This is a genomic window from Planctopirus hydrillae (assembly GCF_001707835.1).
In the GTDB taxonomy this organism is placed as follows: Bacteria; Planctomycetota; Planctomycetia; order Planctomycetales; family Planctomycetaceae; genus Planctopirus; species Planctopirus hydrillae.
On the sequence record NZ_LYDR01000020.1, the window covers coordinates 1 to 23,192 of the forward strand.

A 23,192-nucleotide genomic window follows, 5' to 3' on the forward strand; every position below is an offset into this window, starting at 1 on the left:
TGTTTATGTGGGTGACGGAATCAACGACGCACCGGCATTATTAGAAGCGACAGTGGGGTTGGCATTTGGTCTTTCGATCGATGTGCATTCAGGACGAAGGCTTTGACCGGAGCGATTCTCGTCAAGAAGCTTCCTGCAATGAAGCCTGTTGTGAATCGCGCGCTCAATACGTTTGGGCTCCCCTCATCCCGGCCTTCTCCCGTCAGAACGGGAGAAGGAGAAAAACCGGCGCCCGCGTCCTCGTTGGAAATGTCTGTCGGGTGACCTAGGTCGGATGTCTTCATGTGCCCACCCTGTTCAATCGAGTTCACCAGCACGAATGCATCTGAAAACATGCTTCATGGCAGTTGAAAAAGCTTCCCAGGGACAATCAAAGTCGAATGACCTGGGGGCAAACGAGGACGTTTGACCCCAGCCACCCCTGAGATCGTCATTCCTTCGGCGCTTGGTCAACCGGCCTCATTCCTTCGGCTCGATATCCGACCGGCCTCATTCCTTCGGCTCGATGCTCCCATCGGGTCGGCGTGTCAGGACAGGTGACGATTCGCGCGGGGGCAGCGAATAGACCTTCAGCCGCAAGGGCTCGTTGTCGCTGGTACCAGTAATTGTCAGGAACGAACGGCTCGATTCGGGTTTTGAAGCACTCACGCTCCAGGCAATGGCGGGTGGTTCATCGAAGACCGCCACCAGCCTTGCGACGTCGAGTTCAAAGCTGGAACCCTGCCAGTCACCATCGTACTTGCCGCCGACCACTTCGGTCATGCCCAGGTACATCCGCAGTTCCCAGCCCCAGTCCGTCCACTCGCATTCATAGCCTACGCGGCCCACTTCGCCCAGTGGATCAAAGGCATCGGCAAAGCGATCAGCAGCAGCAATCAGCCATTTTGGCCGCTTGTCTTTGCGAACCTGCGATTGCCCCTCGATTTGTTTAAGCAGATGCTGAATCACCAGGTGAGAATGCGCCACAGAACCTCTCCTCTTGCGCCAACTTCGATTTGTGACGCTGTTTTCTGAGGTTATCGGGATCTCAGGACTCAAATCCAAAGTCAAAACAACGCTTCACCTGCCCAGAACCGATCAAACTCGCAAACTCTAGCGGCGTTGGGGAACTCCACGGCCCGCTGTCATCGGCCGGCGACTGATCTCGTGCCAATGCCTTAAATCAATCGCATAACCAGACCCCAGTTCGCCAATTTCGCTCACGTAACGATTGAGTCGCCCCAGCTTCTGTGCAGCAGTCGGCTCACCAGGTCGATCGTCTCCTGGTGCGCGTCCCCACTCAATCTGAGACCCGGAATGTGTGAAAACAACAAACTCCGGAGGATGATCTTTTTCCGCAGATTGATCGCCTGGAGCAACTGGTTCATTGAGCACAGCCGGGCCACGAAATCCATCGACCTCACGCCGCCGTTCCGAACGTGAAACCTCGCCCCACGAACGCACATGGGCGGCATCTTCGGCAGTTGTCGCCGGTACAATGGCTTTCAGCCCCAGTCGCTCCCAGTCAGCCGCAAGCAGTTCCGCCAGTCGTGCCGCACTTTCCACAACAGGGTCTCCCCAGACGGTTCCCGCGGCACCCTGCGGAGATGAATGGATGCCTCGAATCTGCGGATAAGTGGCGACACTGGATGGGCGAAAGTCTTCTGGCGGAAGCAGCACTCCATCATGAGCGATGGGGTACATCCCTTGCGGCCTCTCGACAATCGCCACCGGTTCTCGATAGGTCAGCCGAACAGTGGCCTTCGCAGGGAAGGCCAGTCTGACTTCATCAACCCGCTGCACCCACGGATGTTTGGAAAGTGCCCAGGCAATCTTCTCAGCAGCCCGATCATCGAACAGCGAAAGACTATCCACACCCGTCATCTGCTCAAGTTGTTGAGGAAGATTGACAGGCAGTTCTTTCGGGCCGGGAGGCAGTTCAATCTGCGACCATGTCACTCGATAATCAGTCCGAGTCTCCAGGCGCGGTAGCCGCTTCAGCCAGGAAGGGAGCATGGCCACAGCCGCCAGCGATACAGCCAAAACAAACAGCACACGAGGGCGAAACAATCGCATCCAGATCGAATTTCCCTCGCTGGCTGGAGTCATCATCAGAGCCACTCCATCATCAGATCGAGTCTATGGGCAAAAGCTTCTCCTCATTGAGAAACCTTGACGACCGGAGTGATGAGAGCCAGCCACCTTGCTGGAAGACAGTACGATTCAATACCAGGCTCGATACAAAACTGCTTATCAATCGTTGATCGGCAGAAAATGCCGATGAACTTGAATCGAATGCAGGAATATCGGTCCAACAGTTCCGATCACGGGGTGATCAAGCCACGCAAGGACACTCCGAAAATCAATTTCAAGCAGATACCTCCCTTTTTGAGAAACTTTCTCAAGCTTGCTCAAGAGCCCTGTTCCTCTCTGGAAAACTGCTTGGCCACTTCGTTAGTGTGAAAGATGTCCGGGAGTAATGGTCTCATCTGTCAGATGGTCATGAACTCCACACCCTTCAGCAGAAAGTTCAACATGCGCGTCGATTCCATCCGGCCCGACGTGACATCGCTGATCCTTCAGGTCAGTCAGAAAGCTCCTCACCCGGAACTTCTCAAGTCTGTGGAAAAGGATGTCTTTCGCACCCACGATGTAACGGCTGAAGTGGCTTTGACACCCATGGGCCATGCCGTCATCTGGAAGCGTCAATCCAGTGTTCTCTGTGAACTGATTGCCGAACAATCCCTGGCGTCAACCGCCACTCGCTCCTGCCTGTTGCAGAAGATTCGCGGCTGCAAAACGCACATTGTCCGACCAGCGACCGGGAACTGGGAATATTCTGTCAGCAGTCAACTCGAACTCCTGGAACCCGATCAGTTCCTTGGTGCTCACGAAGATCTGCTCAGCGATCTGCACCGGGCAACCATCAGCCACGTCTTTCCCACGCGCAACCGGTTAAGTCCGGCACCACTCAGTCTCCTGATGCTCGAAGTGACTGGCCACGCAATCTCGGTCCACTCCTTCCATTCCTTCCCTGCCCATTGCGGCATCGTCAGGACCCAATCACTGCTGGAACTCAATCCCATGCCCGGCTTCACCAGCTTATAAGCTCTGTGTAGCAGCCAGAACAGTAGGGCAGGCTCCCGCCTGCCGATTGTGTGTGACCTGAAAAGACCATGTTGCATGAGTGCAACGCTCAACACGCAGGTGTGAGCCTGCCCGACCGGGATCAACAATGCTCAGTGATGCTTGATTAGGCCAGTTAAAGCATGACCGTCAATCGACATGCAATTCTTACGTTGATCTTGTTGATCATGGTTACACTGATCACGGTGCCGATGATCTTTTGTGCCTCCAAAGGGATCTGGTCTCGAAGAGATATTGATCGCTATCTGGCGATGAGATCTTGGGCTTCGCCGGTAATGATCGCACTCGATTCAGGCCGCCTTCGACCGGGAAGTTCGGTAAAAGAACTGTTGGAAATCGAACCTTGTGTCTGGCAGGAGGAGTATGGCAAATGTGTGATTTACCACTACACCCCTAAAGGAAGCTATGATGGGTTGACTGTTGTTACATGGAATCAGAAATTGACTGCCGCCAGCGCTGGTAGCTGTACTTGGGATTGGGACTTTTTTGATACCACACCTGCATGGATTATTGAGAAGATTTCATTGATCAACGAATCGCGTGAATTACAGCAAAGAATGCCAGACTACAAAAAGCATTTCCAAGAGCACGAGGCCAAGCTACTCAACGAACTGTCTGAGACATCCATCGAGTGATTCTCAAACTATTCAGGTGATACGATTCGGCGTGTTCTCAGTTGGAAAACATCGTGTTGCTTTGGGCCATTAGCAAAACCAGGTGAATTGAAATTCATACCATTTTTAACACAGCCGCCGTGGAGCAGGTCAGGCAGTTCATGCGAAAAGAACTTGCCACTTAATAAGTCCATTTCAGGTTTGAACCCGGGACCAGCGATTCATGCGCCATAGCGAAGTTTTCATACGACTCTCCCTACGAAATTTATTGTGCGGGGCAATCTCCGTTTATCTCCTCGGCTTTATGCATGAATTGACTGCTCAAGTCACAAATGCACCAGGCTGGCAAAGCCACGCGGAAACTCGCTTGAAGGCGATCTACGACCGTGGCGAATTTCGCGCGAAGAATTACCGACCCACATGGCTCCCCGACAGTTCAGGCTTTGTCATCGAAGAGGTGGACCCACAGACAAAACAGGCGACTCGATTCTTTTACGAAGCATCTTCAGGACAAAGGCGAGCATGGCCAGCCGATGAAAAAGTGCCGTCCCCCGCAGATCGAACACTCTCACCCGCAGGGACTCATCGACTCGTCATACGCGACAGAAAACTGCTGTCCGTGAATCAGGCCAATCAGCAGGAGGTTCTGCTGGCGTCAGCTTTACCCGATCGCCACGCAGCCTATCGCAATCCCGTCTGTAGTCCCGATGGTTCGCGCGTCCTTTTCATCGAGGCCGACTTCACAGATGTACGACAACGATCAGTCATTGTGCCGGGTGATCCCAGTTACCCGGGGGTCGAGAAACATCGCTTTGCCAGAGTCGGCGGCCCCATTGAGAAACTAAGAATTGGCGTCGTCAATGCTGATGGCCAGCAACTCGTCTGGCTCCCCGTCGAGAGCCCCAGTGAAGGCATTTACCTCGGTCAGGTCGAATGGGCAGGCAACTCTCAAGAAATCCTCGTCGAAAAGTTCAGTCGCTTCCGTAATCAGCGTGAATTCCTGCTGGTCACCACCACTGGTCAGATCAAGACGATTTTCTCGGAATCGAACGAGGCCTGGGTGGAGTCGAGCCAGGGGAAAAATTCCGGACTCGTCTGGATTCAAGAGGGCCAGGCATTTGTCGTAATCACTGAAAAAGATGGCTGGCGTCATGCTTATCGCTGCTCACGCGATGGTGACGAATTGAAACTCTTGACCTCAGGAAACTATGACATCATCGATCGTGCTGTCATCGACGAACAACGGGGCTGGTACTATTTCTATGCCTCGCCCGATGACGCGACGCAGAAGTATCTTTATCGAGTCCCGCTGGATGGCTCGGGCCAGCTTCAGCGAATGACACCGCCAGATCAGATCGGCACTCATAGCTACCAATTTTCACCCGATGCGACCTGGGCCATTCATACGTATTCCACGCTGGATTCGCCTCCATCGCATGAACTCATCGAAGTCGAGGGACACCGCGTGGTCAGCTCTCTCGAAGGCAATGACGATCTCCGTGAACGGATGAAGTTGATCGGCGCACGACCTACTGAGTTCCTGAAACTCGATATCGGCGAAGGGCTTGTTTTTGATGCCTGGATGCTCAAGCCCAAAGACTTCGATCCCTCAAAAAAGTATCCCTTGTTCATCTACGTATATGGTGAGCCGCATTCGCAGACGGTCTTGAACGAATGGGGCGCTGCACAGATCGACTTCCACCGCGTGGTCGCCGAGCACGGATACATTGTGGTATCGATTGATAATCGCGGGACTCCTGCTCCGAAAGGAGCAGCCTGGCGACGCGATGTTTTCGGTTGCCTGGGATTACTTTCCACGGAAGAGCAGGAAGCCGGTCTGAAGGCTCTGGCCAAGGGACATCCCTTTATTGATACATCCCGCGTGGGCATCTGGGGCTGGAGCGGCGGCGGTTCCAATACACTCAATGCTCTCTTTCGTAAGCCCGATTCATACCATGTCGGGATTGCTGTCGTCCCCAAGCCACAGCCGCATCTTTACAACGCCTGGTTCCAGGAGATCTTCATGCGCACCCGTGAAGTGAATCCCGATGGCTATCAGAAAGCCGCTGCGATCAATTACGCAGAAGGTCTCAAGGGAAAACTTCTGATTATCACGGGATCGGGTGAGACAAATACTCACATTCAGATCATTGAAGGATTGGTCGACCGACTCATTGCGCTGGGGAAGCCCTTCGATTACATGGTTTATCCTGATCGTGATCATGGGCTGCGTGAGGGAGATGGTACGCAAGTGCACGTCCGGATGCTAATACTGAGATATCTGATGCAGAATCTTCCCGCGGGCCCGCAACCAGCCACACATCCATAAGGACGCCAGCCCATGAGTCATCGAACAACAAGAGGCTGGTTCTGCGATTGTCTGGCAATTCTTTGCACTCTGGTGCTCTTGAATCTTGATCGATCGATCGTTGCTGCTGAGCCGCCGAACATCCTGCTGATCCTGGCCGACGATCTCGGGTATGGCGATCTTCGTTGCTACAACAGTCAGGCGAAAGTATCGACACCCCAGCTTGATCGTCTTGCCAGCGAGGGAATGAGGTTCACCGATGCGCATAGTCCCAGCACAGTCTGCACTCCGACTCGCTACGGATTGATGACGGGGCAGATGCCCTTTCGAGTACCCAATGGCGGCACAGTCTTCACCGGAGTTGGCGGGCCATCCCTGATTGCTCCGGGCCGACTGACATTGCCGCTGATGCTCCGCGAGCGGGGCTACTCCACAGCCTGCGTCGGCAAGTGGCATGTCGGGCTGACATTCTTCGACCGTGAAGGCCGTCCCGTTCATAGTAATGCCCTTGAAGCAGTCAGGCAGGTCGATTTCAGTCGCCGCATCGGAGGCGGCCCCGTTGATCATGGCTTTGATTCATTCTTTGGCACCGCCTGTTGTCCCACAACCGACTGGTTATATGCATTCATCGAGAATGATCGCGTCCCTGTGCCCCCCACTCGATTACTCGAAAAATCAGCACTTCCCAAACACCCTTATGCCCATGACTGCCGTCCGGGACTCATCGCACCAGACTTCACCATGGAAAACATCGATCTGATCTTTCTGGAAAAGAGTCGACAGTTTCTCAATCAGCATGTTCGCCAGTCGCCTGACAAACCATTCTTCCTCTTCCATTCGACACAGGCAGTTCATCTCCCCTCATTTGCTGCCAAACAGTTTCAGGGAAAATCAGAGGCCGGGCCACACGGCGACTTTCTCCTCGAACTGGACTATATCGTGGGCGAACTCATGAAGACGTTAGAAGAACTTCATGTCGCGGAGAAGACGCTGGTGATCTTCACGAGTGACAATGGCCCGGAAGTAACGAGCGTGATTCACATGCGAAGCGATCATGGTCATGATGGAGCGCGTCCGTGGCGGGGAATGAAGCGAGATGCCTGGGAAGGAGGGCATCGCGTCCCATTCATCGTGCGGTGGCCTGGTAGAGTCAGGCCCGGCACAACCAATCCGCAACTGACGAGTCTTACCGATGTAATGGCAACAGTGGCCGCGATTGTGGATGCTCAACTCCCCGACCATGCCGCCGAAGACAGTTTCAACATGCTCCCGGCATGGCTTGATGAAAGTTCGCCGCCGATTCGGCCTTACCTGCTGACACAATCCTTCGGAGGCTCGCGCACTCTCGCAATCCGGCAGGGGGAATGGAAATACCTCGACCACGCCGGCTCAGGAGGCAACCGCTACGAAAATGATCCCGGCCTGAAGCCTTTCCTTCTACCCGATGCCGCCCCCGATGCTCCAGGTCAGCTCTACAACCTTTCGACGGATCCGGGAGAATCCACAAATCTCTACGACACCCGACCAGAAGTCACAATGAAATTAAAGACACTTCTCGAGCAGTCCAAAACAAATGGCCGCAGCCGACCAACGCGATGATTAATCTATACATATATTCTATACACCCTAAATATTCGATAATTCTGTTCGATTTGTACATCACTTTGAAGGTGAAAGAGACTGGTATGATTTTTTTAGCCAAACGGTCCCGTTTCGCCGCCGTCACACCTATCTGGAGAGGAACGTTAATTTCTAACACGGTCTCTCTGCGGATCACCGATGGTTCTCAATAATAAAAAGATAAGTCTGGTTCAGTCGTGTTCAGGACTGAAATCGCTTCTCATCGAATCTGCCTAAACTCAATTCATTGTAGTGCCCAGTTTCAAACTGTTTCCTTCCAATGATATCATTTGCGGAAATTGTGGTTATGGCCAGTATTGACATCTCTGATCTGCATCGAACTCCCGGTGGCAGTAATGGCTTCAGGAGGCAGTTGCAGGTGGCGACTCAGTGTGCACGAGAACTTATCGATGAACTCAACGGCAGTCGTAAAGCCGATATGCCCGCATCCGGTGCCATTCATGGCCTCGCTCTACTGGCGAAGGAGGCTTCACGTCGTAGTCTGCCAGTCTCAGAGAAGGAGGTGGACTACTGGAAGGAAGTGTTTTTCAAGTGGTTTGAGTCCGTTAAACGTCACTTTGCCGAGCCCGTGCGGGACGAGTTCAGAAGTAAGGCGGAAGCGGACTTCGCCTTAATTCGTGAGAAGGCAGATATCCTGTCAGAGACTCCCTGGGAACAACTCCGCACGCGCTATGTGCATCCCGTTCGATTTCCAACTCGAGAGGCTTTCGATCTCGCATGTGATCGAGCGAAGGCGAAGTACCCCGCTAATCTTGGCATAGCCCTCGACAAGTATCTAGCGGCCTGTGTGCAACGTCTACTGGAAGCCGACGATGTTGACCAGCCGCTGGTTGTCAAGGTCAAAGAAGAACCACCGGAAGATCGTCCAGGAACTGTAGCCCCTCGCTTTATCACATTCGACGACGGAGTCCATTCAATCGTTGTCACCTCATTTGGTGGTTTGCAGCGTCCCGCGAACTCGGGATTGGGTCTGCAAAAAGCCGTGCAACAGCAGCTTCGCAAAACGTCACCAGGCACGCTGGAGCAATTAGAGTTCGACTCGGAGAGCTCAATGTTTACAGTCCGATCACGTTCACTGGGCTCTCTTGCTGCCGTTGCACAGGCGATCTTCTCGATAGCGGCAGCCGCCAAAGGAAACAGCTCTTCCTGATGACAGGAGATGCGTGAACGACAGGCAGATCAGACAGGCATCACGGAACAAGTGAAATTTGATTTTATGTTTACCGTTTCGTTCACCAGTCACAGCAATGATAGGCATCTATGCATAGTCGCTGGTTTGATCAACCATTCTGTAAAGTATTTCCGATCGCACATCTGATGCGAGTGGAATTTCCAAAATACTGGCTGCGAATTCATTCATTGCCAGAATCCAAGCGATATCCAGAGAATGATTTCGAGAGGCAGATAATATTTGAGCGATATTCACGGTTTGGTACAGAGTTGCTCGGTGAAGATGCCCGGTGCATGATCATCCGATCAAGGTTGAATGGGTTCCAAAGCAGAGAAGCGTTCATACCAGAGATAGAATGGACGCCGATTCATCAAGTCATAGAAGACGAGGCATATCACTGGGATTGTTCCAGGGGTTATATAACTTGGAATTCACAGGCTCTCCGAAAACTACTTCTAGCGATTGCTGAAGACCAGGAAGAACACATCGCGTTTCTTTCAGAAACGACTGACAACGTGTTTATTCCGTATGATGGAGGTGCAGATGGATTCTCATTCGATGCAGCACTTCTGCAGAAACTCTCGGAACAATTTGCTCCGTGGCGATCGTTACATCCTTTGGGCCTATGAAATTACAGGAGAACACCCTGAAGCAAGTGATGCTTCCAAGCGTTACCCATTGTCATATGGAAGATTAAATCAATTAAAACAAAAATGAATTGTCTTCCTGTTTAAAATCCAGGTCTGCAATCGCTATGGCACATAGGTAAACTCTTTGCTGTTGAGCAGCACATGGGCGAGGTCGCGCCAGGCGGGGGATGGGTCGTTGCCGCCGTACTCTTTCGACTGTTCATCGATGAATTCCAGAGCCTCGCGCGATTCGGCTGAGGTTGGCGGGCGACCATAGGCGGCGATCCATAAGGCTTCGACCCGAGAGGCGGGTCCTAATGTTTTCGTCTGCTGGGCAGCTCGATCGGCTTCAGCAAGAATTAAAGGATTATTGAGCAGCACAAGTGCCTGAGCAGGAACATTACTGGTGGAGCGTCTTCCCATGGTGGTGAATGGCGTCGGGAAATCGAAAGCCAGAAAGACTGGGTTCAAAAAGTTTCGCCGCACACTCAGGTACAAACTTCGCCGACCATCGCCATCGAGTGGGCCAGATTGCCCCGGACGCCCCCGACCTTCCATAAAAGGTGTCAAATGAAGCGGGATGGGTGGGCCATACATCGTCCTGTTGAGGCGGCCTGAAAAAGCCAGAATCGAATCCCGCACAGCTTCCGCTTCGAGTCGCCGGGGATTCATCCGATGCAGCAGAATGTTCTGTGGATCTTTCGCTTCGATTTCACTGGCCGCCAGATCGCTCGATTGCTGCCATGTGGCCGAGTTCAGAATCAGGCGGTGGAGATGCTTGAGTGACCAGCCGGAGTCCATCAATTCACTCGCCAGCCAATCGAGGAGTTCAGGATGCGAAGGGGGTTGGCCCATCTTGCCAAAGTCATCCGGCGTGGGAACCAATCCTCGCCCGAAATGGTAATGCCACATTCGATTCACGATGACTCTTGCTACCAGCGGGTTTTCCGGGCTCACCAGATTCTCGACGAGTTCGAGCCGCCCACTCCCCTGATCGGGTGCCTTGATCTTCAAACCACCCAGCACTTCCAATGGACGACGAGGCTCGACAGGGCCAGGCTTCTTATGGTTTCCCCGCAGCAGGACATGATCATCTTCCGCAGTACCATCGGCCATCGCGAGAACAAACTCTGGCTCGGGCAGTTGGCTCATAACCGCTTGCCAGCGGGCCTGCTGCTGCTCGACTTGCTGACGCTTCGACTTCCAGGAAGATCCTTCAGGAAAGAGCTGCTCATCCAGGACTCCCGCTTGCCAGAGATCGCGCAGAGCCTGCGTGAATGTGCTCGAAGGAAACTCCTCTTTCTCCCGCCCACCACCGCTTTGCCACCATGCGACATATCGAGCGGCCAACTGTTCGGGTTCGACAATCGCTGGATCATTGAGCCATTCCAGGAGGGCTGAGGGAACGTCGTCAACCGCTCGCGGGCCATCTGTCACTCGGACTTCGTCAACAGCGATCCAGCCATCGGCCGCTTCATCGACAATCTCGATGTAGATCTTGCTCCCCATTGCCCGGGAGAGATCCAGCCGAAACCACCGCCACTGGCCGTCGTTGGGAACATTCAACGTGAACGATCCATAGAGCGGGTCTTTAATGAGTTGAAAGCCATCCATGATCACATGGACTTGCCCATTTTTGATCTGCCTTCCGGGTTGTGGCGGCCCTCCCAGTCGGGCAACTCGCAGATCCAGATAACGATGCTTGAGTTCAAAAGTCGGTGAACTGAGTGTCCCGACCAGCTTTCGAGAAACTGCACCGGAGTGAGCCGTCCCTGCCTCCTGCAGCGAGACTTCACCTTCACCGGGACGACTGTCGTCGATCAGAACCGAGTTCTCGTTCAATGAAAACGCTGCACCGGTTTTAATCCAGTCGTTATAAGTTCCTGGCTTAAAATCGGCGAGAATTGTGGCAGCCTTGCGAGCCGCCAAAGCCTGCTGCTGCTGAACTTCCAGCGCACGGGCCATGTTCTGCTTTTTAGCGGCAAACTCATCTTTGTTTGAAAGAGATCCCAGATGCAGCCAGGGCGAGAGCCAGTCGGTTGGATGGGCCGTAATCCGCTTCTGATGCCTGTTCTTCATCGCGTTCAACCACCTGGCAGGCTGATTGAACAATTCCGGCTGAATCTCTAGGATCGCAGTCCATCGTCCATCATGATGCCGGGCGGCATCATGGATCATCGCCTCATAGGTGCTTAAGGGAACTCGATTCGCCACATCCCGTCGGCTGCTTTGCAGATACCCCGCCAGTGCGTAGTAATCGCGAATCCGAATGGGGTCAAACTTGTGATCATGGCAACGTGCGCAGGCGACTGTCATTCCCATGAATGTCTTGCTGAAGACATCGAGTTGATTGTCGACTGTATCGCACTCTTCCGACCGGATATCGACAGGCGAATGTTTCCCTTGAGACAACCACCAGAAGGCCGTTCCGCAGATCGATTCATTCAAACCTGTGGCTGGATCAAGCCGTGGTTGCGGCAAGAGATCGCCCGCAACATGTTCAGCGACAAACTGGTTGTAAGGGACATCGGTATTGAAGGCCCGAATGAGATAATCACGATAAGGCCAGGCATAGGGGATCTCGTAGTCGAACTCATGGCCGTGCGTCTCGGCATAACGTGTCAGATCCATCCAGTGCCGGGCAAAGCGTTCGCCATAGTGAGGTGAACTCAGGTAATGATTCACCCAATGCTGCCACGCATCTGGACGAACGTCATTCTGGAACTCGGCGATTTCCTGGGCGGTAGGTGGCAGCCCCGTGAGATCAATTGCCAAACGCCTTAAACGAGCCAGCGGTGCAGCCTGAGGAGCATGTGGCAACTGGGCCGATTCCAACCTGGAGAGCACAAACTGATCGACAGGATTGTGAACCCAGCCAGCCTCTTGAACATGCGGGACTTCAGGTCTGGTGATCGGCTGGAACGACCAGTGCTTCGCCCGTTCTTCAAAATTGAACTCGGCTGTCGTCCCTTTCTCGGCAGGAACATCGCCCGCGGGCCACGGCATTCCCAGTTCCACCCAGCGAGTCAGATCGGCAATGGCTTCAGCGGGAAGCTTCCCTTTGGGGGGCATCTGATAACCATCAGCTTCGTATTGAATGGCCTCGATGAGCAGGCTTTCCGTGGGTTTTTGAGCAACGGCGGAAGCACCCGATTCACCGCCCTGCAAAATCGCATCGCGTGAATCGAGCCTCAAGCCGGCTTTCTGCTGGCTGGCTCCATGGCAGCTGTGGCAGTTCTCGACCAGGATAGGCCGGATCTTCTTTTCGAAAAACTCGATCTGCTCTGGCGGAAAGTTGGGTGCTTCCTCAGCGATTGCCGCCGGGCTGCCATTGAGCCATGCAAGCAATACGCCGAAAATCATCAATGACTTGAAACACCAGGCGAATAGACAGGTGGCGGGAAGCGGCTGGGGCATGTCACATCTCGGCAGCAGTGGAAGCTCGGCAGGAATCCTTTGTCATACGCCACCCCGCCCTTCGATGCAACGAAAATCCAATCCGGTCGGTGGCCCGATCAGGACGACATATTGCTACCCATCAATCCTCATCGCGTACGCTGAATTCGAGTTTCCACTTCCCTTCGCTGCGTGTGCTGACACACCAGAGTTCTAACACGCCGAGTTCAGTGATCTTCGAGTGAAACTTGACGGGGACATAATGTTCCTCGGCCGAATCTCCGGCCGAAAGCATTGTCTCCAGTGAGTCGGTTTCGGAAAGATCATCGGGTGACCAGGCTGTCAGCCGACTTCCCGCACGATCATCCTTGCGAACTGATGAACTGAAGAAACGGAACTGTGCGGGCTGACCCACAATTAAGCCAATGGGGTCGGAAGGGACATCCACCTCTGTTCCCTCTTCCATCCCAAAAGGCACAACACATAACGCGCGCAATGGCCTGGGAGCACCGGGAACAGCCAGCCCTGCTGTTTCAATCCCCACATAGTAAGAGCGGGCTGTCCCACCACGAATGCGAACCCCGCCATGCTGCTTGGCCCAGCCGTAATAGGCGGCACCGCGAGCGACTGCATGATCAAGATCTGGTTCTCCTGCCAAAAGTTTCACCGGGGTGGCGGGATACCAGCTTCCAAGAACCTGAGCCAATCGATGAGCCAACGCGGGAGCTTTAAAGACACCACCATTCAGCAGCAGATGAGTGGGCCCTGTGGAAACACCGGCAGCATGTGTCGCCAGGAAAGCCGCCACATGCCGGGTAATGCCAGTATCGGTTTCATAGGGCAATCCCAGTTCCTGAAAACCCGATTGCCGACGTTTTTGCGGCAGACTATCCAGCGAACATTCCGGGAAGAACCCGTCCGTCAAAAGCTGTGCCACAGCGGCTCGATCAACCTCGACACTCACGGCACCACCAATCAGCTTGCTGCCCCGTCCTTTGATCGAGATGGTGTGCGTTTTGGGGCCATCAGGGGCCAGCAGCACTTCTTTAGCCTGCCGGCAAGTATGCCAGAGAGAAATCGATTGCCACGGATCGAGCTGTACCCCCTTGGCCTGAAATAGTTCTGCCACATGGAAGGCCAGTGCCAGATCCATGTTATCGCCACCCACCAGCAGATGGTTCCCCACCGCCATCCGCTGAAGTGAAAGCTCTCCACCTTCTTCGAGCACCTGCACGATGGTTAAATCTGTGGTACCGCCACCCACGTCACAAACGAGAAGTGTTTCCCCCACTTTGAGTTGCTTGCGCCATTTCTCTCCCTGACTCGTCAGCCATGCGTAGACAGCAGCCTGAGGTTCTTCAAGAAGAATCAGCGAATCAGGTAAACCCGCAGCAAAAGCCGCTTCACGAGTCAATTCTCGAGCACTGGCATCAAACGAAGCGGGAACAGTCAGCACGACCAGTTGTTCGCTGATCGGCGCATCGGGAAACGCCTGCTTCCAGGCACTCACCAGATGCTCAAGGTATCTGCGGGAAGCGGTTACCGGCGAAATCCTGGTGACGATCCCTGTCGTGCTCTCTTCGCTTCCGACCGGCAGCAGGGCTTGATGACGATCCACCTTGCTATGTCCCAGCCAGCTTTTGGCCGCCATGACTGTTCGCTCGGGGTAATCGGCCGACTGCCGGCGGGCCAGTTCACCCACACTGAAATCGCGATCTTTACTCCAGGGAACATCAAGTGAACCAGGAGCATCATGTGGCCCGGCACAATACAGAAACGATGGCAGTGAAGTGCGTGCTTCGGTTGTCTGAGGTGCGACGAGTTGCGGAATTGGCAACAGTCCGACATCTGGCTTTTCATCACTCAGACGAACGTAGGAAACCACACTGTTGGTTGTTCCCAGATCAATGCCTACGGCAAATTGATGTGCCATTGAAATCCGTTTCCTCGAAAAGATATTTCATGAATCGTCGAGCCGAAGTCCCGTCTCGCGATCGGTTAATTGCTTAGCTGGATAAGGTCAGATGCGGATCGGTTTGCCCAGTTGACGACGAAGAGGCACAAATTGACCGGCATGCATCAGAGGATGACTGGCGATGAGCACCACAATCGATCCGACCGTCGAAAACATGGGAGGAAATCCGGGAGGGCCCGGTTGATCGAGATCGGCTTCTGTCATCGACAGAAAGAGTTTTTTGGCAGCCTCATTCACACGATCAAACAATGCGAAGTAATCCGCCTTGGCGAGATAAGCCGGTGTGACACCGGTTTCAAGAGCGGCCTTGGAATATGCCTTCGAGAAGCCCTCAGGGAGTTCAATACCACTCCCGGGTCGAAGACCTTCCAGCATATGGTTGGCTGAACTGACCAGATGCCCGAGTTGCCACGCAGCGCAATGGCAACTCTGCCCTGCGGGTAATAGAAACTCTTCTTCACTCAAATCATCCAGGTACGTTTTCAGTACCATGGAGCTCATATTCAGGCTCTCGACCGCGATCTGCATCGCCTGCATGATTTCTCTCCCGGAATTCAGATCTCAGGGAGATTGCTGGCTACAGCCGATAGTTTCTCCCTCCCGGAGAGTTTAGCGTTCCAACCTGCGGGAGGCACCCAACCAGCCATGCTCGATACTCGACACACTCCGGAAGTTCAATCATCAAGCCCAGTGTCGTTCGGGTCGCGATCTGAGCAGATTCGCTTCGGGATCGCTCACGAAGCTCTCGCTCACGGGGTCAAAAGTCAGCTTACGCCCGAGAATCCAGGCAATCGCTGCGGCATGGCTGGCAATGTGAGACCGCCGCATGACATCCGGATTCGAGGCTGTTTTGCCGCGAGTACGAATGCAATCGAAAAAGTCTCGGGCATGCACAGAAACATCGAGGCCCCGCACTCGCTTTTCGGCCGGTGGCTGATCTTTGGCCAGCGCTTCTGGCTGAACAACCAACTCTCCACTATCGCCCGTTTCAACCCACCCTTCATCGCCAATAAAGCGCACCGGGCAGGTTCCTAAGCGGGTGATGAATTGAGGCGAACGTTCTCCAAAGGGTGTTTCCAGGAAATCGACAATCAGCTTCACACCGTTGGCATAAGTACAGACGATGGCTTTCTCCTGTGGCTCATAAGTGATTGGCATCGTGTTGTCGGCCTGATTAGCCCACTGGCACAGATCAATCGTGTGGGCACCCCAATCGAGCAATCGGGCTCCCGAATCGAAATCCCATTGGCCACGCCAGCCACCATCGACATACTTCTGATTGAACGGTCGCCAAGCGGCTGGCCCCAGCCATAAGTTCCAATCCACTTCCTGCTTAGCGGGCGTTTTCTGAGCTGGCAACCACGTGTTATCCAGCACAGGAATATAGACCGAGGCGTGCATGGTGTGCAGTTTGCCGAGCTTCCCCGTATGAACCAGTTCGACCGCTTTCTGGAAGTTGGGAACACTCCGCCGCTGTGTCCCTGCCTGGAAGACACGCTGCTGACTGTGCATCGTATCCGCTAATTGCTGACAGGCTTCGATGGTGATGCCGCAAGGCTTCTCGCTGTAGACATCTTTACCCGCCTTGGCAGCAAGGATCGATGCAGCGGCATGCCAGCGATCCCCCGTCGCGACAATCACCGCGTCAATATCTTTGCGATCGAGGAGTTCGCGAAAGTCGCTGTAGAGACGACAGTCGCTGTTCTTGTAATGCTCATCGACCAGTTTCTTGCCAGCATCCCGTCTTCTCGCCTGCACATCGGCAATAGCGACGCACTGGACATCAGGCAACTGCAGCATCGCTTTCAGATCGTAAGTGCAACGCGGGCCAATCCCGATCACACCCAGCGTGATCTTCTCACTGGGAGCCGTCGTCTGTTCACGCCCCAGGACATGGGCCGGCAGAATTGTCGCTGCTGCGATCGCGGCAGTACTGGATTGCAGGAACGATCGACGTGAAGGCTGGCTTGGCTCGGACATGACTCTCAATCTCCCTGGGTGCGGATTCATGTCCTTGCAGTATATGCAAATCTTTTGATGAGATGACAGCCTGTTCTTTTCATGACAGAATTCGTCACCATGAGGGCATCTGTGGGAGGGTCACCATCTGTAAGCAGGGTTCACGCAGCGGATCCGCTATTTCACCATTGCCCTCTGGACGTAATCTCGTGACTTCCAGACCGAAGGAAGCCCGCGCAGTTTTCGCACCATGGCCGACCATTGAATGGCCAGGAAGATCAGCACGGAGAGCGGATGCAGCACCCAACCCAGGAGACTTTGGCGATAGCTTACCAAGGCCAGCGTGCGCGGAAGCCAGGAACAAAAGAGACTCGCTGCTGCGACCACGAGCGTCGAGGTGCAATCACATTGCAGGGCGAGAATCACCCACAGCGATGGCAGTATCTGTCCCATACTCAAGATGATCGTCGTCGGCACAATCAGAGCCGGAGACCCCAGGCCTGCTGTGGCGTTCTTTTCTAATCCCTTCCACGTCTCGTATTCCGAGTGGTACATGCGGCACATCGCTGTCGATGTCGCATCGAAGAGATCAGTTCTCAGGCCATGACGACGGTACAGCCGGGGTAACTCGAGTCCATCATGCAAAGACTGTTTCACCTGCTCATGGCCAGATGTTTTCTCGTAGCCCGATCGGGTTGAAAGGATCAACTGGCCACAGGCTGCGCCCACAGCCGGATCAGTGGTCTTCCGCATGCGTCCCATTGGCAGAAAACCCAGCAGCACGAAATGGATGAGAGGAATCAGCAGCCGATCGAGAAAGCCCGAAAACTCCTGCCGCGGCACACCACTCACCAGATCAACCTGAGTCTGCTGCAGAAAGCTGACTGTGCGAGCAGCACCTGTGGGTTCGAGCGAGACATCCGCATCGATGAACAGAAACAGGTCATAGCGGGCACGCTGAGAAAGTGCCCAGCAGGCGTGCTGTTTGCCACACCAGCCCGGAGGCAAAGAGGGTGCCGACTCCAGCCGGACCCGGGGATCCTGCTGGTTGAATTCCCGCACAATTTCGGCTGTCTGATCGGTTGAGGCATCATCAAGGACAATGACTTCAAATTCGATGCCCTTCGTCTGCAGAGCACTTTCCAGCACCCGGCCAATCGACCGCTCTTCGTTCCGTGCCGGAATGAGGATCGAAACGGGTGGTAACGGCTCCGTCGCAAGTGACGGTGTGCGATACCTCATCCAGTTAATGACAAACATGAACGCCGGCCCACCAGCCAGGAACAGACTCGCCAATGACAGCAAAAACAGCAGCAAAAGAAATTCCTTGAAAGGCGAGTGTAAGGTTGAACCGTGAATAACATGCACTCAAAGTGTTATAGATCCCGCTCCCAAATCGCCAAAGCCTCAGAAATACGAGCCTCCAGCCATGGATCGAAACGCAACACGATGTTGGCAACATCCTCCGTGTCGACAAATTCGAACGGAGACTCACTCAACAGGAATGGCCCGCTCCACGTCGTGGTCAATTCCGAGCGATCATCGAGTGCGCCTTCACGCTTGTAGACAAATGGCAGACACCCAAAGAGTCCCAGCGCCGCCTGTCCGATTGCATGAAAGGAAAAAATTAGCTTGAATGCATTCTTTAGGTTCAGTGACAATGCACACCATTGGTGATGGGCTATCCAATTCGCGGAGTAACCAAGTGTACTAGCAGCTGCCATCAATTGTTCTGTATATAGATTTGCTTGATAATCAGAGTATGCACTGAACGCCACTTCTGCTCGTAAACGGCCTTTTATAATTGAATTTCGATCTACTTCTGAAAGTGCTTCGTTCAAATCGTTGGCTGTCTGCTTGAGCACCTGATTCGCACTGGTCCAAAGCACACTACTTCGATAAATCCCTTCATTGTGGGAAATCGCATTAGAATCTGCTAATTCAGTTAATCGATTAGCAATTGATTTTATCCGTTCATTAATAGGCGTTACGCCTTTACTAATCATGATACTTAGGCTGGCCGCAGTACGGACTTCTTTAATCTGATTAAGATTAACAAGCCTCACCAGTGGCTGAAGATCTCCTTTGTCCGCCTTGCGAATCGCATCGATGTATTGCGGCTTTTCCTTTCGATCAATCACCATCGGCAGCCAGCGGCCTTTGAGCAGAACCATCGTTGCCAGCGTTCTCGCGACACGTCCGTTACCATCTTCAAACGGATGGATCAAAGTAAAGCGGTGATGCAGCCAGGCAGCTTCAATATCGGGGGGGACACCTGTTTCCAAGTGCTTCCTGTGCCACTCCACAAGTTGATCCATCTCCGAGGCAACTTGCTCAGGTGGGCAATATTCAAACCGTCCCCCTCCGGGAAGATCGACATGATTGGGCCACGTCTTCCAGTCACCCAGTTTCAACTGCCGGGGGCCGCGATTTCCAAATTGATCAACCGCGAGGTATGTCTGCTGGTGAGCCATCAGTACCTGATGCAATTCGCGAATAAAACTGACTCCCAGCGGACGCTGATCCGACGCAAACGAGTAGAGTCCTTGAATCGCCCTTTGATGATCCTCAATCTTCCGTAGTACCTCGATGGGCTCTTCATTGCCCACGTCTTCATGAGAAATCAAAGCGGCATCGAGTCCATGCTGAATCAATGTCTCTGTCGCAGACCTTGAGACTGTGTAAGCATCTTCGATGATTCCTGTTTCAATCGACCAGCGGCGGTGCAACCTCTCGGTAAACTCCTTATAAGCCTCGCTCTGCCTCAGTTCTTCTGCCCGGTCAATCCATGCCTGCATCGCAGCTTGAACAGACTTGTCAACCAGCGTTTCGCGCCAGTCTTCCGGCAGATCTTCGATGGGCGACCACTGTCGGGAAACGGGCTCCTGCGACGACATGAACAGATTCTCCTCGGGTTGTGCCCTAACCACCCACTTCCAGCCGGATGTGCTGAATGTTGTGCTTGACCAGCCATTCGAGCCAGCGCTCCTGGTCCTCCGTGATCTCCAGTTCCGTGCGGCTGCTGCTGTCGAGTGGTGAGACAATGGTCAGCACTCCATCCTCCAGCGTGACCTTGGCATCGGCTGCATTGATCCAATACTCCCGGGGCGATAACTGGGCGGGGGCGTCGCCTGTCCCCGCAGGAGAGGCAAAGTAGGTCACGTCATGCCGAAAACGATCCGGCATGACGCAAGCTGCAACATCGGTCCGATCAACAGCAATCACTCGAATGGCCATTACCAGCCTGCTCCCTTGGTCTTGGTTGGAATCCGGCACAGGTACATATCTGCCGTAATATACAGCGTCGAACCATCGTCGCCCCAGGCACAGTTCGCTGTGGCTTCTTTCGTATCAATTCTTCCCAGAAGTTTTCCTGCGGGGGAATAGACATGCACACCGCCCGGCCCTGTGGCCCATAGCCGACCCTGTGCATCAACTTTGAGACCATCGGGTAAGCCTTTGTGCTTCCCTACCATACTGGTGACATCGACCAGTGTCGTCCCTTCACCAAGCGTGCCATCCTCCTTCACGGGAAATTTCTTGATGATGGCGGCTTTCGGATCGGACTGGGCGACATACAAGAACTTTTCATCAGGCGAGAACGCAATTCCGTTTGGTCGAGTCATTTCCCTGGTGAGCAACGTGAGCTGATGGCGACCATCGGCTTTCAACGCCAACCTGTAAACACCGCAGAAGTCAAGTTCTCGCAATGGATCTTCAGCACCTTTGGGGAGCCCGTAAGGTGGATCCGTGAAGTAGTAGTCGCCGTTGGATTTCATGCAGATATCATTGGGGCTGTTAAGCCGCTTGCCCTCGTAATTATCGACGAGAGTTCGCTTGCCGCCCTGATGCGTCAGAACCGAAAGGCGGCGGTCGCCATGTTCGGCAGAAACGAGCTGGCCTTTGCTGTCAAAGATCAAGCCATTGCAGCCGGGTTCATTGCCATAACCGGTGGGGCCGGTGAAGCCAGAAGGCTTGAGAAACAATGACGACCCCTTGCCCAGTTCCCACTTCATTACGCTATTGCGGGGAATATCCGAAAAGAGCAGAAACTTCCCTTCGCGATTCCAGACAGGCCCTTCGGCCCATTCGAAGCCACTGGAGATCACTTCGATCTTCGCATCGGGTGCCAGCACTTCATCGAGTTCTGGTGAGACGCGAATCACTTCACCGAGTATGGGAAAGTTGGTGGTGTTCTGAGCCTCGGCCACAGAAACCACACCCATCGCGAGAGTGGCTGCCATGGTGCAGGTGAAGAGAGACCAGCGGTGGAGCGTAAGCCGCAAGTTCATCAGAGATGCCTTTCATATGGATGGTGAGAAACGTGGGGCAGTAGGGCAGGCTCCCGCCTGCGGGTTAAGTAGATCGATTCGTAGGGCAGGCTCCCGCCTGCCTTTCTTCTATTGATCGACGAAGATCGTAGATACCTAGTTAATAGGCTTCACCATAATTCTCTTGAGTACTCGGAAACGTCGGCTTTGGGGCTGTCCCGCAAGCCCAGTCAACGGGATAGACCCCTGCCTTCACCCAGCGACGAAAACTGGATGGCTCCCATTGCTTCGGACAACTCACCAATTGGTGCCTCACTGGATTGAAGTGGATATAGTCAAAATGGGTTTGAAAATCATCTTCGTTCTGAATTGTGTGCTCCCAGAAGCGTCTTTGCCAGACTCCCCGTCGATGCTCGCGTTGCTTGCCAAAAGAAACCGAGCCATCTGAACCACCATTGGCCAGGAATTGAGTCGTGAAGTTTTTCTTGATCACACTCCAGCGACCAGAGTAGTTCTGATCTCCCACTGGTAACGTCCAGATGGCATGCAAGTGGTCGGGCAAAAGCACAATGGCTTTCATTTCAAATGGCCACTCTTTTTGACATTCTCGAATCACGTCGCCGAGTAAAACTCGATTCACATCAATATGAAATAGCGGTCTCCGTTGATGAGTGACGACTGTAAAAAAATACGTCCCTCCCGGAACAAAAAATCGTCGATAATTGGGCATTTCAGCACGAGATTGTTTGTCGTGAATTCGCGTAATGGATATTTACAAAATTGTGTGCATAGGAAGGCAGGCGGGAGCCTGCCCTACTCATTCCAGTAGATCACCACATTATGCGTGGCGCGGCCGCCGGCTATCAGATCAGGTTGGCCGTCGCCGTTGAGGTCGGCTGCCAGTACATCTTCCACTGCGCAGCCACCGTCATCAATGATATGTTTTTTCCATGTTGAACCTGTTGGCCCATCGGAGTTTTTGGGGTCAACACACTCAAAAACCATCAATCCCGGCCCGTTGGTCAGAGCCGCCCCTTTCTCTCGAAATCCCACAACGATTTCATCGTAACCATCATGATTGAGATCAACTGTCCACAAGGCATGCCCCTGCTTCAGGCCGGTTTCCAGAACCACTCGTTTCCACTGGGTTCTTTCATCATTTTCCGAAATGTAGACCACGGTAGCCGTGCCATGCATCGGCTCGATCGTTGCCAGATATTGTCTGCTCGAAAGGATCGATCCCCCCTTGGCATTCCATCTCAACTGACCAGACTTGACTTCACCAGCCCCTTTTTGCTCCGGCGATGTCCCACTGGCACCTTCGACCAGCTTACGGTTTGCAAAAGCAGCAGGCCGCTTCAAGTCGATTAAGTGCACACCTTCCTGTGAAGCTGTCAACGTTTCCATATCGCGCCCCGGATTCCAGTCGATATGCGTATGCGCGTGCAATCGGTTGAGAGTCGAGTCGAGAGGAATCGCTTGCCAGCGATCAGTTACCGGGTGCTTTGGTATCTCAAAGGCCAGCAGCCTGGCTCCTTCCGCCACAGAGCGATTGAGCGGTGAAACCACCAGTTGCGGCTTTCCCTTTCCCAGCACATCGGCAAACGACATCCGGTGCGTGCTGAGTTCTTGACCAATAAAGTTCACCTTCCAGAGCACCTTGGGATCGGCCTGCCTGCTGATCCATTGCAACGTGCCAATTTTTGTCCAGCCCGCTCCCACTGCGAAGTCAATCTGACCATCGCCATCGATATCATGAGCCGCCAGACAAACGTTATCGCGTTCGGTCTGATCCTCGAGAATCACATGCTTTTGCCAGGTGGGATTCTCATACCACTGAATGCGGTTCTCACTCACCGCCACCACATCCAGCTTGCCATCACCATTCACATCAGTCGTACTGACAGCATAGCAGACCTTGCCGATTTCAGGATCGATGACTTGCCTGCGGAAGGTGGGGAACTCGGCTGCGGTGGCAGGTGTCCACAGCGAGACACCAATCAAAAAGGTCATCATATGGAAACGCATGGAAGCAACCTCTGCTGTTGTTGGCTCATCAACAGTCGAATGAGTGACAACCCATCAACTGAAGGACATTTGTT

At 53.7% G+C, this 23,192-nt stretch carries 18 protein-coding genes; 6 read left to right on the top strand and 12 right to left on the bottom strand.

The window, feature by feature from the left end; translation table 11 throughout:
- Window positions 1–489: 489 nt before the first annotated feature.
- Together A6X21_RS01225 and A6X21_RS01230 are read right to left on the bottom strand one after the other, a co-directional pair.
- A complete protein-coding gene (locus tag A6X21_RS01225; RefSeq protein WP_068845460.1) occupies window positions 490–966 on the bottom strand; it encodes a hypothetical protein in 477 nt (158 codons plus the stop codon).
- Window positions 967–1,092: 126 nt separating this feature from the next.
- A complete protein-coding gene (locus A6X21_RS01230; RefSeq protein ID WP_131818126.1) occupies window positions 1,093–2,091 on the bottom strand; it encodes a cell division protein FtsQ/DivIB in 999 nt (332 codons plus the stop codon).
- 423 nt (window positions 2,092–2,514) lie between these two features.
- On the opposite strand from A6X21_RS01230, the gene A6X21_RS01240 reads away from it, so the two are divergent.
- The 6 genes from A6X21_RS01240 to A6X21_RS25690 all read left to right on the top strand — a co-directional run bounded on the left by A6X21_RS01240 (window position 2,515) and on the right by A6X21_RS25690 (window position 9,489).
- On the top strand, window positions 2,515–3,087 hold the full coding sequence (locus A6X21_RS01240; RefSeq protein ID WP_013112152.1) for a DUF2617 family protein: 573 nt from the start codon (window positions 2,515–2,517) through the stop codon (window positions 3,085–3,087).
- Window positions 3,088–3,293: 206 nt separating this feature from the next.
- Window positions 3,294–3,761 carry a hypothetical protein gene (locus tag A6X21_RS01245; RefSeq protein ID WP_131818127.1) on the top strand — a complete coding sequence of 156 codons (468 nt, stop codon included), beginning with the start codon at window positions 3,294–3,296 and terminating at the stop codon, window positions 3,759–3,761.
- A 202-nt stretch (window positions 3,762–3,963) separates the two neighbouring features.
- Window positions 3,964–6,069 carry a S9 family peptidase gene (locus A6X21_RS01250; protein ID WP_083233316.1) on the top strand — a complete coding sequence of 702 codons (2,106 nt, stop codon included), beginning with the start codon at window positions 3,964–3,966 and terminating at the stop codon, window positions 6,067–6,069.
- Between the two features lie 12 nt (window positions 6,070–6,081).
- A complete protein-coding gene (locus A6X21_RS01255) occupies window positions 6,082–7,647 on the top strand; it encodes a sulfatase family protein (protein ID WP_068845469.1) in 1,566 nt (521 codons plus the stop codon).
- Window positions 7,648–7,975: 328 nt separating this feature from the next.
- Window positions 7,976–8,839, top strand: coding sequence for a hypothetical protein (locus tag A6X21_RS01260; protein WP_068845470.1), 864 nt, complete (start codon window positions 7,976–7,978; stop codon window positions 8,837–8,839).
- A 167-nt stretch (window positions 8,840–9,006) separates the two neighbouring features.
- Window positions 9,007–9,489 (top strand): DUF3885 domain-containing protein, encoded by a 483-nt coding sequence (locus A6X21_RS25690; protein WP_438822572.1) that lies wholly within the window; start codon window positions 9,007–9,009, stop codon window positions 9,487–9,489.
- Between the two features lie 123 nt (window positions 9,490–9,612).
- Here A6X21_RS25690 and A6X21_RS01270 read toward each other — a convergent pair whose 3' ends face one another.
- The 10 genes from A6X21_RS01270 to A6X21_RS01315 all read right to left on the bottom strand — a co-directional run bounded on the left by A6X21_RS01270 (window position 9,613) and on the right by A6X21_RS01315 (window position 23,118).
- Window positions 9,613–12,906, bottom strand: coding sequence for a PSD1 and planctomycete cytochrome C domain-containing protein (locus A6X21_RS01270; protein WP_083233317.1), 3,294 nt, complete (start codon window positions 12,904–12,906; stop codon window positions 9,613–9,615).
- 121 nt (window positions 12,907–13,027) lie between these two features.
- Window positions 13,028–14,818, bottom strand: a complete 1,791-nt coding sequence (locus A6X21_RS01275; RefSeq protein ID WP_068845479.1) for an Hsp70 family protein — start codon at window positions 14,816–14,818, stop codon at window positions 13,028–13,030.
- A gap of 87 nt (window positions 14,819–14,905) precedes the next feature.
- A complete protein-coding gene (locus tag A6X21_RS01280; protein ID WP_068845481.1) occupies window positions 14,906–15,397 on the bottom strand; it encodes a DinB family protein in 492 nt (163 codons plus the stop codon).
- Between the two features lie 144 nt (window positions 15,398–15,541).
- Window positions 15,542–16,840 (bottom strand): Gfo/Idh/MocA family protein, encoded by a 1,299-nt coding sequence (locus A6X21_RS01285; RefSeq protein ID WP_068845483.1) that lies wholly within the window; start codon window positions 16,838–16,840, stop codon window positions 15,542–15,544.
- 156 nt (window positions 16,841–16,996) lie between these two features.
- A complete protein-coding gene (locus tag A6X21_RS01290; RefSeq protein ID WP_068845485.1) occupies window positions 16,997–18,136 on the bottom strand; it encodes a glycosyltransferase family 2 protein in 1,140 nt (379 codons plus the stop codon).
- Between the two features lie 59 nt (window positions 18,137–18,195).
- On the bottom strand, window positions 18,196–19,716 hold the full coding sequence (locus tag A6X21_RS01295; RefSeq protein WP_068845487.1) for a Fic family protein: 1,521 nt from the start codon (window positions 19,714–19,716) through the stop codon (window positions 18,196–18,198).
- A gap of 25 nt (window positions 19,717–19,741) precedes the next feature.
- Complete coding sequence (locus A6X21_RS01300; RefSeq protein ID WP_068845489.1) at window positions 19,742–20,056, bottom strand: hypothetical protein; 315 nt, start codon at window positions 20,054–20,056, stop codon at window positions 19,742–19,744.
- Window positions 20,056–21,111 (bottom strand): SMP-30/gluconolactonase/LRE family protein, encoded by a 1,056-nt coding sequence (locus A6X21_RS01305; protein ID WP_083233318.1) that lies wholly within the window; start codon window positions 21,109–21,111, stop codon window positions 20,056–20,058. Before A6X21_RS01305 ends, A6X21_RS01300 begins: the two co-directional genes overlap by 1 nt.
- Window positions 21,112–21,250: 139 nt before the next feature.
- Window positions 21,251–21,820: an REP-associated tyrosine transposase gene (locus tag A6X21_RS01310; protein ID WP_068845491.1), complete on the bottom strand. Its 570-nt coding sequence runs from the start codon at window positions 21,818–21,820 to the stop codon at window positions 21,251–21,253.
- 83 nt (window positions 21,821–21,903) lie between these two features.
- Window positions 21,904–23,118 carry an FG-GAP repeat domain-containing protein gene (locus tag A6X21_RS01315; RefSeq protein WP_068845493.1) on the bottom strand — a complete coding sequence of 405 codons (1,215 nt, stop codon included), beginning with the start codon at window positions 23,116–23,118 and terminating at the stop codon, window positions 21,904–21,906.
- Window positions 23,119–23,192 lie beyond the last annotated feature (74 nt).

Coding starts and splice junctions, on each gene's coding strand:
- A6X21_RS01230 (WP_131818126.1), bottom strand. CDS start 2,091: ATGATGACTCCAGCCAGCGAGGGAAATTCGATCTGGATGCGATTGTTT.
- A6X21_RS01240 (WP_013112152.1), top strand. CDS start 2,515: ATGCGCGTCGATTCCATCCGGCCCGACGTGACATCGCTGATCCTTCAG.
- A6X21_RS01245 (WP_131818127.1), top strand. CDS start 3,294: ATGGTTACACTGATCACGGTGCCGATGATCTTTTGTGCCTCCAAAGGG.
- A6X21_RS01250 (WP_083233316.1), top strand. CDS start 3,964: ATGCGCCATAGCGAAGTTTTCATACGACTCTCCCTACGAAATTTATTG.
- A6X21_RS01255 (WP_068845469.1), top strand. CDS start 6,082: ATGAGTCATCGAACAACAAGAGGCTGGTTCTGCGATTGTCTGGCAATT.
- A6X21_RS01260 (WP_068845470.1), top strand. CDS start 7,976: ATGGCCAGTATTGACATCTCTGATCTGCATCGAACTCCCGGTGGCAGT.
- A6X21_RS25690 (WP_438822572.1), top strand. CDS start 9,007: ATGCGAGTGGAATTTCCAAAATACTGGCTGCGAATTCATTCATTGCCA.
- A6X21_RS01270 (WP_083233317.1), bottom strand. CDS start 12,906: ATGCCCCAGCCGCTTCCCGCCACCTGTCTATTCGCCTGGTGTTTCAAG.
- A6X21_RS01275 (WP_068845479.1), bottom strand. CDS start 14,818: ATGGCACATCAATTTGCCGTAGGCATTGATCTGGGAACAACCAACAGT.
- A6X21_RS01280 (WP_068845481.1), bottom strand. CDS start 15,397: ATGCAGGCGATGCAGATCGCGGTCGAGAGCCTGAATATGAGCTCCATG.
- A6X21_RS01285 (WP_068845483.1), bottom strand. CDS start 16,840: ATGTCCGAGCCAAGCCAGCCTTCACGTCGATCGTTCCTGCAATCCAGT.
- A6X21_RS01295 (WP_068845487.1), bottom strand. CDS start 19,716: ATGTCGTCGCAGGAGCCCGTTTCCCGACAGTGGTCGCCCATCGAAGAT.
- A6X21_RS01300 (WP_068845489.1), bottom strand. CDS start 20,056: ATGGCCATTCGAGTGATTGCTGTTGATCGGACCGATGTTGCAGCTTGC.
- A6X21_RS01305 (WP_083233318.1), bottom strand. CDS start 21,111: ATGAACTTGCGGCTTACGCTCCACCGCTGGTCTCTCTTCACCTGCACC.
- A6X21_RS01310 (WP_068845491.1), bottom strand. CDS start 21,820: ATGCCCAATTATCGACGATTTTTTGTTCCGGGAGGGACGTATTTTTTT.
- A6X21_RS01315 (WP_068845493.1), bottom strand. CDS start 23,118: ATGCGTTTCCATATGATGACCTTTTTGATTGGTGTCTCGCTGTGGACA.